Raw genomic sequence first — 11735 nt, forward strand, 5'->3', positions numbered from 1 at the left:
GCATGGGCGACGGGCTCACGGACGCGGTCCTGACTCGGGCATGGGCGCCGGCGAGGGCGGCGGCGGCAGGCCCGCCGTGGCCGTCCACGCGGCGACGTACAGGGTCAGCCGCGCCGAGAAGTTGATCCACAGCAGCAACCCGACCATCACCGTGAACGCCCCGTAGAGCGGGTTGGTCAGGGTGTGCCCGAGCAGCAGCGACGCGAGCTGCTTGAGCAGCCCGAACCCGATCGCCCCGAGCAGCGCGCCCCGCGCGATGACGCGCAGCGGCTGCACGGGCCGCGCGATCCAGCCCAGCACGATCATGAACATCAGCCAGTCGGCCGCCCCCGAGGCCAGCACGCCGGTGAACCAGATCGCCCGCTCCTCGCCCGGCGAGTGGTCGGCCAGCCCCAGCAGGTCGGCCACGAACTCGGTGGCCTGGCTGGCGGCCCCGGCGACCACGGCCGAGACCAGGATCGTGACGCCAACCATGATCAGCGAAGCCAGGTCACGCAGCTTGCCGAGGAAGAAGTTGAGCGGCGGCGTGGTCGTCATGTACATCTCGCGCAGCGCGCCCCGCAGGGCGTCGACCGCGCCGAGCCCGGCGTAGAGCAGACCGAGCAGGCCGATGATCCCGGCGCTGGCCTTGGAGGCGGCGATGGTCTGCAGGTCGAGCTGGTCGGCCACCCCGGGGAGCTGCTTCTTGATCTCGTCGGTGAGCTGGTCGACGAGCGCCTGGTCGTCGGCCAGCACGTAGCCGAAGATCGAGTAGGCCAGCACGATCAGCGGGAAGAACGACAGGAACGCGAAGTAGGTCACCGCGCCGGCCAGCCGGTCGCCGCTCTGGAACTGGTAGCGCTGCACGGTCCTGATCAGGTGGTCCACCCAGCTCAGCCGCACCCGCCAGTGATCGACCAGCCCGCGCCCGCGCGCTCGGGCCGCGTCCAGGCGCTCCATCAGGCGTGGCATGGCTCTCTCCCGGCTTCTTCTCTTCGCACTGCTGCCCTCGTGGCCGTGGTCGTACCGGTCGCGAGGCCGGCGATGCTCCTGCGGTCGCGCCGGGCCAGGACGACGACCAAGTGTGCCACCGCCAGCCCCAGGACCGACAGCGGACTCTCCAGGGCCGACAGCACCACGAAGGGCAACGGGAAGATCAGGAAGCGGCCGAGCACCGCGCCGCGGCTCGCCGGCCGTCCGGTGCGCGCGTCCACCACGGCCAGGTGCAGCGCCGCCCGGCCCGGCCCCGACCGGTCGCGCCGGACCAGCGGCAGCACCAGCAGGAGCAGCAGGCCGATGGCGTACAGCACCACGTCGCTCCAGAACTCGGCCCAGGCGTGCGCGGTGAGCTGCTGCCAGATCGCCAGCACGATCCACGCCGTCGTCGCGGTGAACCACCACACCGCGAAGTCCAGCAGGTCGCCCAGCACCCGGCGGGTCACCCCGGGCGGGCCGAGGTCCGCGCTCGGCCGCGGCCACGCCGACGGCAACACCTTCGCCAGCGGTACGGCCAGCAGCCAGCCGATCGCCGCGCCCCCGGTGTTGGTGATCAGGTCGTCCACGTCGAACAGCCGGTAGGCGCAGGGGTAGAGCCCCCAGTCCCCGGTGAGCTGGGTGAGCTCGACGGTCAGCGAGAGCACGAACCCGGCGAGCACGGTGAGCCAGAACCCGCGCCGGTAGCGGTAGCGCAGGAAGAAGCCCAGCGGCACGAACAGCACGAAGTTGAAGAAGACCTGCTGGAAGGCCTGCTTGCGGAGCGCGGGTGTGGCGGCCCGCACGATGTCGTCGAGCGAGGCGAGCGGCCGCAGTTGCGGGTGGGCGAGCTGCTGCCGGGCCCGGCAGAACTCCACCGGGTCACTGATTTCGGGCAGGGGGAACAGCGTGAAGGCCACCACCGCGCAGGCGTAGAGCACCATGGCCGCCGCCACCAGGCCCGACCAGCCGCCCACCCGGCCGAACCGGCGGTACTGCCCGGCCACGAAGGGCAGGGCGCCGAGCACGATGAAGAACGGCGCCATGATCAGCGCGATGGCCAGATTCGTCGTGTAGACCCCCACGACCACTGGGTTCCCGCGTGATCACCGGGAAATGACCACGATTGCGCCCGCGAACCCCCCGTTCCGGGGCTCAGGCCGACGGTCCCGAGGCCCGTTCCGCGGCGATGCGCGCCTCGGCCTCCGCCCACGCCACCTCGGCCGAGTCGGCCGGTGCGGTCCAGAAGACGAAGGTCGACTCCTTCATCACCCCGCGCTTGCTCCGCATCCCCGAGCGGTGCGGCTCGGTGGCCGCGTAGCGGTGGATCGCCTGCTTGTCGGTCCAGCTCGACAACGTCCAGAAGATCCGGCGTCCGGGCTGCGCCTTCAATGACACGCCGATCGCCCCCGGCGAGCGCAGCGCCTGCCGCCACAACCGCATGGAGGTCACGAAGAAGCCCGGCACCTGCCAGATCGAGCGCACCTCGAACCGGGAGGCCATGACCGTCATCTCGCCGCCGGCCTCGGCGTCGTTCACCTTGATCCAGGGAATCGTGGGCATCGGTTCCATCCTCTCCAGTCTTATCTTGTCACTGACAAGATGCCACGCCATGGCTAAACTTGTCAACGACAAGATTCGAGCGCGAGGAGTGAGAACGATCAGCACCCGCAGCTATCACCACGGCAACCTCCGCCGGGCGATCCTGGAGGCCGCCGTCGAGGCGATCGGCGAGAGCGGCACCGCCACCTGGAGCCTGCGCGAACTGGCCCGCCGCGCCGGGGTCTCGCACGCGGCTCCCGCCCATCACTTCGGCGACAAGGCCGGCCTGCTCACCGCCATCGCCGCCGAGGGCTTCGAGCTCTTCGCCGACACGCTGGCCGAGGCCGGGGCGGATTTCCTGGACGTGGGGGTCGCCTACGTGCGTTTCGCGGTGGCGCACCGGGCGCACTTCGAAGTGATGTTCCGTCCCGAACTGTACGACCGCGCCGCGCCCGAGGTCGCCGCGGCCCGCGACCGGGCCGGGCAGATCCTGGCCCGGGGCGCCCGCACGCTGCCCACCGGCGGCGTCCAGGGCCGGACCACCTCGCTGGCCGCCTGGTCGATGGCGCACGGCTTCGCCGAACTGTGGCTCAGCGGGGCGCTCCCGGCCGAGCTCGGCGACGACCCGGCGGCGGCGGTCCGCCCCGTCCTCCAAGTGCTCACCGGAGGCTTGCACGATAAATGATGCATGACTTATCGTGCAAAGGTGACCGAGTACGCCGACCTGGGCTCAGCCAAGGCGCTGGCCAACCCGCTGCGCCAGCGCATCCTGCGGCAACTCGCCCTCGACGGCGAGGCCACCGCGACCACGCTGGCCAGGAAACTCGGCGTGACCACCGGCGGCACCAGCTACAACCTCCGCGTCCTGGCCGAGCACGGCTTCGTCGAGGAGCTCACCGGCCGCCCCGGCCGGGAACGCTGGTGGCGTACGGCCCGCCGCAACCTCCGCTTCCCGGTGCACAGCGAGCAGGACCCCGCGATGCGCTCGGCGCTCACCGAGCTCGACGAGCTCTGGCGCAGCGGCGACCAGGAGGCGCTCGGCCGCTTCCTGGCCGCCCGCGACGAGCTGGGCGAGTGGGGGGACGCGCTGCCGTACTCGCGGGGGCGGATCCGGGTGACGCTGCCGGAACTCGCGGAGTTCTTCGAGGAGTACCTGCGGCTGATCGAGCGCTACTCGCGTCACGAGGACTCCGAAGACGCCGACGAGCGACGGGAGGTGCTCACCCGCTTCATCGCCTTCCCGAGCATGTGAGACGGGGCCGCCCGAGCGGCAACTCCGGCGGCCCCCAACGGAAACGCTGCACACGATTCCCAAGGAAAAGGAGAGCAGGTCATGCTGCTCGAAATCAAGCTCGCGCTCTTACTCGCCGTCGCCCCCGCCGACCCCGGCGCCATCAGGGAGGCCATCCAGGGCCTGCCCGACGAGACGGCGACCGCCGCGCTCGTCCGGGTCAACGGGCAGACCCATACCTCCGGCTACGCGGACGTGACCGCCCGCACCAAGGTCGCCAAGACCACGCGCTTCCGGATCGGGAGCATCACCAAGACCTTCATCGCCGCGGCCGCCCTGCAGCTCGTCCACGAGGGCGCGCTCCGGCTCGACGACCCGGTGCTGACCAAGGACGGCAAGCAGATCACCCTGCGGCACCTGCTGACCCACACCAGCGGGCTGTCGCGGGCCAGTGTGCGGGTGGACGACCCGCGCTGGTACCTGAAACACCGTTTCGACACCTACACCCCGGCCGAGCTGCTCAAGCCGGCGCTCGCCGCGCCGCTCGACTTCGAGCCGGGGACGCGGCAGCAGTACAACAACGCCGACTACATGCTGGCCGCGCAGGCCATCGAGCGGGCGACCGGCCGGCCGTACGGGCAGGTGATCACCGAGCGCGTCATCGAGCCGCTGCGGCTGGCGGCCACGTCGGTGCCGGGTACGGCGAGCCGGCTGCCGGAGCCGTACACCCGCGGCTACGTCCGGATCGGCGAGCGTCTGGTCGACGTCACCCGGCAGAACCCGTCGGTGGCCTGGGGATCGGGCGAGATGATCTCCAACGCGCCCGACCTCGATCGGTTCATCCGGGCGCTGTTCCGCGGCCAGGTGGTCAAGGGCGCGGAGCTGGCGGCCATGTTCACCATCCCCGACGTGCCCGCCTTCGGGCCGGGCTGCCCCGGACCCAAAGCCTGCATGGGGATGGGGCTGCAGTCGGCCACCTCCGGCGGCATCACCGTCTGGGGACACGTCGGCGAGCGGCCCGGCTACGCCAGCGGGGTGTTCGCCACCAAGGACCTGGCGCTGCGGCTGGTCTACCTGGTCAACTCCACCGAGTGGTCGCCCAAGGGCGGCAGCCCGGCGGTGGTCCAGAAGATCTACGCCGCGGTCGGCGGCTGAGCGGGGGCGCCCGGCCCGGTGAAGCTCAACTCGGTCACCCGGTCGGCGCCCGCCCGGTCGAGCACGGTGACGCCGGTCGCCGGGGCCAGCGCCCCGGTGGCCCGCGCCCGCCGCACCAGGACCCGCCAGCGCTGGGCGTGCCGGTCGAAGGTGGCGCGAGGCACCACCCGGCCCCGGACCTGCTGGCCTTCCATGGCGGTGGCCGCGTCGACGTCCAGCATGATCAGGTGGAACTCGCGCCCGTGCCGGCGGGCCAGCCAGGCGAAGCCGTACAGGATGTGACTCCAGGTGCCGCGGTTGTGCGCGACGACCGAGTGACCGGCCGCGAGGTTGCGCGCGATGCGGCTGAGATGGGTGCAGTGCACCACGAAGGTGCGCACCGGCTTGGGCGCCCAGGCCAGCGTGCGGGCCCAGCGCAGCCGGGCCTGGCCGGAGTCGATCACGCGCGTCGGGCCGGCCGCCACCGGCCCGGCCTCCTGGCCGGTCAGCCCGTACAGCCGCCGGAGCAGCGTGCTCTTCCCGGCGCCCGGCAGTCCGGTGAGGATGACCAGGGAGCCGGCGGGAAAGCGCAGGCTCCCCCCGGACGTCGTCCCGCCCGCCCCACCGGTGGGCGGGAGGCCGGAGCGGGCGGCCGACGTCAGGTCGCCGGTGGGCCGGGAGCCGGGGGTCATGACCGGGGCCCGCGCGTCAGAGCGCGGGCAGGAAGCCGACCCGGTCGCGCACCTGCTCCATCGTCTGCCGGGCGACCGTACGGGCCCGGTCGGCGCCGACGGCGAGCAGCCGGTCGAGCTCGGCCTCGTCGGCCAGCAGCTTCTCGGTGCGCTCGCGGATCGGCGAGAAGGCCTCGACCACGGCCTCGGCGACGTCCTTCTTGAAGGTGCCGTAGCCCTGGCCCTCGTACCGCGCGACCAGGTCGGGGATGGCCGTGCCGGTCAGCGCCGACTGGATGCGCAGCAGGTTGGAGATGCCCGGCTTGTTGGTCTCGTCGAAGAGCACCTCGGAGCCGGTGTCGGTGACCGCGCGCATGACCTTCTTGCGCAGCGGGCCGGGCTGCTCCAGCACGTCGAGGATGCCCGCCGGGGAGGAGGACGACTTCGACATCTTGGCGGTCGGGTCCTGGAGGTCGGTGATCTTCTCGACCTCCTTCAGGATGTACGGCTCGGGCAGCGTGAAGGTGTCGCCGAAGCGGTGGTTGAAGCGCTGCCCGAGGTCGCGGGTGAGCTCCAGGTGCTGCTTCTGGTCGGCGCCGACGGGCACGCTGTCGGCCTGGTACAGCAGGATGTCGGCGGCCTGCAGGATCGGGTAGGTGAACAACCCGACGCTGGCCGCGCTCTCGCCGAAACGGGCGGACTTGTCCTTGAACTGCGTCATGCGCCCGGCCTCGCCCATCCCGGTGAGGCAGTTCATCACCCAGGCCAGTTCGGCGTGCTCGCGCACGTGCGACTGGATGAAGACGGTGGAGCGCTCGGGGTCGAGCCCGGCGGCGAAGAGCTGCGCGGCCGCCACCCGGGTACGGCGGCGCAGGTCGGCCGGGTCGGTGGGCACGGTGATGGCGTGCAGGTCGACCACGCAGTAGAACGCGTCGTGCGTCTCCTGCAGCGTGACCCACTGACGCACCGCACCCAGGTAGTTGCCCAGGTGGAAGGAGTCTGCCGTGGGCTGGATGCCGGAGAGAACACGAGGTCTGGCCATAGCCCGCAATTGTGTCAGCTTTCCGGGGGCGGCGGCGACTCGATCACGGTGTGGCGCTTGACGTGGACGCGGGCCACGCGCCGCCCGTCGAGGTCGGTGACGGTCATCCGGAAGCCCGGGATCTCCACCTGTTCGCCGAGGGCCGGCACGTGCCCCAGGACGGCCATGACGAAGCCTCCGAGGGTCTCGTACGGCCCGTCCGGGAGCCGGATCCCGGTCTCGCTGGCGAAGTCGTTGAGGTTGGTCAGCCCGTCGATCTCGATCTCGCCGGGCAGCCGGACCGTGTCGTCCTCGGAGTCGTACTCGTCGCGGATGTCGCCGACCAGTTCCTCGACGAGGTCCTCCAGCGTGACGATGCCGGCGGTCCCGCCGTACTCGTCGACCACGATGGCCAGGTGATGCCCCTCGCCGCGCATCTCGGACAGCGTGGACAGCACCCGCTTGGAGGAGGGCACCAGCTTGACCGGCCGGATCGGCACCAGCTCGTGGATCGGCTCGATCCGCCCGGTCAGCACCGGGTCGAGCAGGTCGCGCACGTGCACGAAGCCGAGGATCTCGTCGTATGACTCGCGGTAGACGGGGAAGCGGGAGTGCGGCATCGCGGCGGCCAGCACCGCCGCCTCGGCCAGAGGAGTGTCGGCCTCCATGAACTCGACCTCGGTGCGGGGCAGCATCACCTCGCGCAACTGCCGCTTGCCGGCGGCGAAGACCTCGGCGATGAGGTGCCGCTCGTCGGCGGTGAGCTCGGCGTGCCCGACGACCATGTCGCGCAGTTCCTCGGTGGTCATCTTCTCCCGGTCGGCCTCCGGGTTGCCGCCCAGCAGCCGGACCACCCCGTCGGTGGACTTCGACAGCGCCCAGATCACCGGGCGCGACAGGGTGGCGATCCGGTCGAGCAGCGGCGCGGAGAACAACGCGAAGCCCTCCGCCCGCTGCCTGGCCAGCCGCTTGGGCGCCAGCTCGCCGAGCACGAGCGAAACGTAGGAGATGGCCAGCGTGACCAACACCAGCGCGAGCGCCGGGGCCAGGGCGACCGGGATGTTCCACTGCACGAGCAGCGGCTGGAGCTGGGTCGCGAAGCGGTCGGCGCCGAAGGCGGCCGAGAGCATGGTCGCGAAGGTCACCCCGATCTGCACGGCCGACAGGAAGCGGTTGGGGTCGCGGGCGAGCCTGGCCACGCGGGCGCCACGGCGGCCGCGTTCGCTGAGCTTGCGGACCTGGGACTCGCGGAGCGAGACCATGGCCATCTCGGCCGCGGCGAAGTACCCGCCCACCAGAATGAAGAGCAGGACGAGAGCGATGTTGGCGATCAGCACGTTCACGGCGGTGCCAGCGTACTCGGGCGGCGTATGCTGAAGGCAGCCCTACAATTTCCAACTAATTCCAACAGAGGTGAACATGCGACTCCTGGTCACCGGTGGCGCCGGGTACATCGGCAGCGTCGTGGCCGCTCAGCTCCTCGAAGCCGGCCACGACGTGACCGTGCTCGACGACCTGTCCACCGGCCACGCGGACGCGGTTCCGGCGGGCGCGCGCTTCGTCGAGGGCGACATCGCCGAGGCTCCGCTGGACGGTGTCGAAGCGGTCCTGCATTTCGCCGCCAAGTCGCTGGTCGGCGAGTCGGTGGAGTTTCCTGAGCGGTATTGGGCGAACAACCTCGGCGGCACCCTCAAGCTGCTCGACGCCATGCGCGCCGCGGGCGTCGACCGGATCGTCTTCTCCTCCACCGCCGCCGTGTACGGCAACCCGGAGTCGAGCCCGATCCTGGAGAGCGCGCCCACCCGGCCGGTCAACCCCTACGGCGCCTCCAAGCTGGCCGTGGACACCGCGCTGACCACCTTCGCGGCGCTGTACGGCCTGGGCGCGGTGAGCCTGCGGTACTTCAACGTCGGCGGCGCCTACCAGACCTTCCGCGAGCGGCACGCGATCGAGACGCACCTCATCCCCAACGTGCTGAAGGTGGCCGCGGGCGAGAAGCAGGACGTGTCGATCTTCGGCACCGACTACCCGACGCCGGACGGCACCTGCGTGCGCGACTACATCCACGTCGCCGACCTGGCCCAGGCGCACCTGCTGGCGCTGCAGGCCTGCACGCCGGGCGAGCACCGCGTCTACAACCTGGGCAACGGGACGGGCTTCTCGGTCAAGCAGGTCGTCGAGGTCTGCCGCGAGGTGACCGGCCACCCGATCCCCGCGGTGGTCGGGCCGCGGCGGGAGGGCGACCCGGCGATTCTGGTCGCGTCGTCGGACAAGATCCAGCGGGAGCTGGGGTGGAAGCCGGTGCACTCCAGCATCGAGGAGATCGTCCGCGACGCCTGGACCGCCCTCGTCTGACCGGCTCCTCCACGACGCCCGACGTGTGTTGGACCGCCCGGTTTTCCGGAAAGCCCGGCACGCCGGCCGGATATGTGCTGTCATATCGAAATGTGAGGAACTTTTCACCAAGGGTCACGATGTTTCTCCTTGGCGTCCTCATCCTGATCGGCAGCAGCGTCGCCGCCGCCGGGGTGGTCTTCGCGACCACCGTCACCACCCCGGCCCGGACTCCCCAGCTCTGCACCACCCAAAAGTGAGAAAAGGCACGACCGATAGCATCGGTGGCCGTGCTCCCCCAACCCGGCCCGATCCGGGCACTCACCTTCGCGCTGCTCCCCCGCTCGCTCGGCCGCGGCCTGTTCATGACGGTCAGCGTCATCTACTTCAGCCGCTCCGTGGGCCTGTCCGCCGCCGAGGTGGGGCTCGGGCTGTCGATCGCCGCCGTCGTGGGACTGAGCGCCGGGCTCCCGGCCGGGCGGCTCTGCGACGTGGTCGGGGCGCGGACGATGGCCTTCGCGACCTCCGTGCTCACCGGGGTGCTCCTGCTCGGCTACGCCTTCGTGACCGGCTTCACCGGGTTCGTCGTGGTCGCCTCGCTCGTCGGGTTCGCCGAGGCGGCCGAGATCACCTCGCGCAGCACCCTGGTGGGCTCCGCCGTACCGGCTGAGGAGCGGGTCTCGGCCCGCGCGTACCTGCGGGTGGTCACCAACGTCGGCTGGGCGGTCGGCGGCCTGGCCGCCACCGCCGCGCTCGCCGTCGACACCCGCCCGGCCTACCTGATCATGGTGTACGGCGCAGCGGCCGGCTACCTGCTCGGCGCGGTGCTCATCCTCCGCGTGCCCAAGGCCGCGCCCGCCCCCCGGACCGCCGAGCGCACCGGACCGAAATGGGCGGTGCTGCGCGACCGGCCCTACGCGGTGCTCACCCTCCTGAACGCGGTGCTGTTCGTGCAGCACGGCATGCTCCAGGTGGCCGTGCCGCTCTGGATCGACCACATCGGCGCGCCCGTGGTCATGGTCGCGGTGATCAACTTCATCAACACCGCCGCGTGCATCCTGCTCCAGGTGCGCTTCAGCCGGGGCTCGAACACCATCGCCGGGGCGGCGCGGGCGCAGCGGTGGGCGGGGATCTACCTGACCGGCGCGTGCGTGCTCTTCGCCCTCGCGGCGGGCGCCTCCGGGTGGCTCGTCATCGGCGTGCTGGCGCTCGGCGGGGTGTCGCACGTCTTCGGCGAGCTCACCCAGTCGGCGGGCTCGTGGGGGCTGTCCTACGAGCTCGCGCCCGACGACGCGCTCGGGCAGTACCAGGGGATGTACGGCACCGGGCAGCAGCTCGGGACGGTGGCGGCGCCGGCCCTGCTGTCGACCGTGCTGATCGCCTGGGGGTGGCCGGGGTGGCTGCTGTTCGGCGCCGTCTTCCTCCTGGCCGGCCTCGCCGTCCCCCCGGTGGCCCGCTGGGCAGCCCGCACCCGCCCCGAACCCGCGGTAACCGCGGCCGCCAAGCTTTGAGCCGGCCCCGCCTGTGCCGGGCACCAAGATTCAGGCAGGCCACACAGGGGCGGGGCGTAGGTTCACCGGCAGGCTGCTCAAAGCCGGGGCGTAGGTTCAGGCGGGCTGCTCAGGGCCGGGGCGTAGGTTCAGGCGGGCTGCTCAGGGGCGGGGGCGTAGGCGGGCGACGTTGTTGGCCGGGTGGCGGTCGCCGAGCCGCGTCGAGTACACATTGGCCGTCACCGGCTGGCGCGACGGGCGCAACGCCAGCCGCAGCCGGGCCACCCCGCCCGAGCCGATCTCCCGCAACCGGCACAACACGTGCCCCGCCCGGTGATGGCAGGCCGCCCCGGTCGCCGTCAGGAACCGCCCGGCACCGGTACGAAAGGCCACGAAAGCCCGCTGCGCCGCCCGCGGCCCGCGGTTGCGCACCTCGGCCTCCAGCTCGTACGGCCCTGCGTGACTCAACCGGAGCCGCAGATCCGCCCCCTCGTCCACCGGCGTGCTGGCCACATGGGTGTTGTCGGCCTCGTTGTCGTCCTTCACCTCGGACGTCAGCGTCGCCGTCGCCCGTAGCGGCCCCTTCGCCTTGGCCTGGACGACACCCCCGATGCGCACCTCGCCCGACCCTCCCGCGAGCACGTCCGTCGGCGACGGGCAGACCACCTCGTTCACCGTCCGCCCGGGGCGGCAGGTGGCCACGTTCACGTTCACCACGTCCACCCCGGTGGGGATCGTCACCCGTAGAACCGGTAGCACGGCGTCACCCGGGCCCGCGTTGCGTACCGTGACGCGGTACAGGATGGGCTGCCCGGGCTGGGCCACTCGGGGCTCCGGAGTCACCCGCACGGACAGGTCCGCACCGCCCCACGCCTCGGCGCGAACGACCCCCGGCGCCACTGTCACGACAAGTCCGACCAGACTGGCGAGAAAGCGCCTCATGGTTCAATTCAACGCGGTGACCTGGGAGAACTTGATCTCCGACACGCTTGTGGGGCCAAAGAAACCTCCCACCGCCCCCACATCCTCCCGCACAGGTGGTCACCGGCTTCCCCGCCGCACAGGATCACGCCCCGCCATACCCACATCTAGCCGCACAGGCGGTCAGCGGCTGGCCACCGCACAGGATCATGCCCCGCCGTACCCACACCCCGCCGCACAGGCGGTCAGCGGCTGCCCGCCGCACAGGATCATGCCCCGCCGTACCCACACCCCGCCGCACAGGCGGTCAGCGGCTGGCCACCGCACAGGATCACGCCCCGCCATACCCACACCCCGCCGCACAGGCGGTCAGCGGCTGGCCGCCGCACAGGATCACGCCCCGCCATACCCACACCCCGCCGCACAGGCGGTCAGCGGCT

Annotated in this window: 12 protein-coding genes; 5 read left to right on the plus strand and 7 right to left on the minus strand. The window is 71.6% G+C overall.

Annotated elements, in window-relative coordinates; all coding sequences use genetic code 11:
• Positions 1 to 15: 15 nt before the first annotated feature.
• The 3 genes from ACIBG7_RS03805 to ACIBG7_RS03815 form a co-directional block, all read right to left on the minus strand.
• Complete coding sequence (locus ACIBG7_RS03805; protein WP_397335082.1) at positions 16 to 951, minus strand: YihY/virulence factor BrkB family protein; 936 nt, start codon at positions 949 to 951, stop codon at positions 16 to 18.
• Complete coding sequence (locus ACIBG7_RS03810) at positions 939 to 2036, minus strand: VanZ family protein (protein WP_397335084.1); 1098 nt, start codon at positions 2034 to 2036, stop codon at positions 939 to 941. Before ACIBG7_RS03810 ends, ACIBG7_RS03805 begins: the two co-directional genes overlap by 13 nt.
• A 70-nt stretch (positions 2037 to 2106) precedes the next feature.
• A complete protein-coding gene (locus ACIBG7_RS03815) occupies positions 2107 to 2514 on the minus strand; it encodes a DUF3291 domain-containing protein (RefSeq protein ID WP_357916245.1) in 408 nt (135 codons plus the stop codon).
• A gap of 88 nt (positions 2515 to 2602) precedes the next feature.
• On the opposite strand from ACIBG7_RS03815, the gene ACIBG7_RS03820 reads away from it, so the two are divergent.
• The 3 genes from ACIBG7_RS03820 (at position 2603) to ACIBG7_RS03830 (ending at position 4879) form a co-directional block, all read left to right on the plus strand.
• Positions 2603 to 3178, plus strand: a complete 576-nt coding sequence (locus ACIBG7_RS03820) for a TetR/AcrR family transcriptional regulator (protein WP_357916242.1) — start codon at positions 2603 to 2605, stop codon at positions 3176 to 3178.
• Positions 3179 to 3181: 3 nt separating this feature from the next.
• Positions 3182 to 3745, plus strand: coding sequence for a helix-turn-helix domain-containing protein (locus tag ACIBG7_RS03825; protein WP_357916239.1), 564 nt, complete (start codon positions 3182 to 3184; stop codon positions 3743 to 3745).
• Positions 3746 to 3826: 81 nt separating this feature from the next.
• Entirely contained in the window at positions 3827 to 4879 is a 1053-nt protein-coding gene (locus ACIBG7_RS03830) for a serine hydrolase domain-containing protein (RefSeq protein WP_397335085.1), read from the plus strand.
• Here the strand turns inward: ACIBG7_RS03830 and ACIBG7_RS03835 are convergent.
• From ACIBG7_RS03835 to ACIBG7_RS03845, 3 genes are read right to left on the minus strand one after another with little or no spacing between them, the layout of a single operon-like run.
• Entirely contained in the window at positions 4858 to 5550 is a 693-nt protein-coding gene (locus ACIBG7_RS03835) for an AAA family ATPase (RefSeq protein ID WP_357916233.1), read from the minus strand. The genes ACIBG7_RS03830 and ACIBG7_RS03835 overlap by 22 nt on opposite strands.
• Before the next feature lie 16 nt (positions 5551 to 5566).
• Complete coding sequence (gene trpS, locus ACIBG7_RS03840) at positions 5567 to 6571, minus strand: tryptophan--tRNA ligase (RefSeq protein WP_397335086.1); 1005 nt, start codon at positions 6569 to 6571, stop codon at positions 5567 to 5569.
• A gap of 14 nt (positions 6572 to 6585) precedes the next feature.
• Entirely contained in the window at positions 6586 to 7893 is a 1308-nt protein-coding gene (locus ACIBG7_RS03845; RefSeq protein ID WP_397335088.1) for a hemolysin family protein, read from the minus strand.
• Positions 7894 to 7969: 76 nt separating this feature from the next.
• Here ACIBG7_RS03845 and galE point away from each other — a divergent pair, with 76 nt between their 5' ends.
• Positions 7970 to 8905, plus strand: coding sequence for a UDP-glucose 4-epimerase GalE (gene galE, locus ACIBG7_RS03850; protein WP_397335089.1), 936 nt, complete (start codon positions 7970 to 7972; stop codon positions 8903 to 8905).
• A gap of 269 nt (positions 8906 to 9174) precedes the next feature.
• Positions 9175 to 10395 (plus strand): MFS transporter, encoded by a 1221-nt coding sequence (locus tag ACIBG7_RS03855; protein WP_397335090.1) that lies wholly within the window; start codon positions 9175 to 9177, stop codon positions 10393 to 10395.
• A 141-nt stretch (positions 10396 to 10536) separates the two neighbouring features.
• Here ACIBG7_RS03855 and ACIBG7_RS03860 read toward each other — a convergent pair whose 3' ends face one another.
• Positions 10537 to 11316, minus strand: coding sequence for a hypothetical protein (locus tag ACIBG7_RS03860; protein WP_397335091.1), 780 nt, complete (start codon positions 11314 to 11316; stop codon positions 10537 to 10539).
• Positions 11317 to 11735: the final 419 nt, after the last annotated feature.

The sequence above is a fragment of the Nonomuraea sp. NPDC050328 genome (assembly GCF_044459405.1).
Classification (GTDB): Bacteria; Actinomycetota; Actinomycetes; order Streptosporangiales; family Streptosporangiaceae; genus Nonomuraea.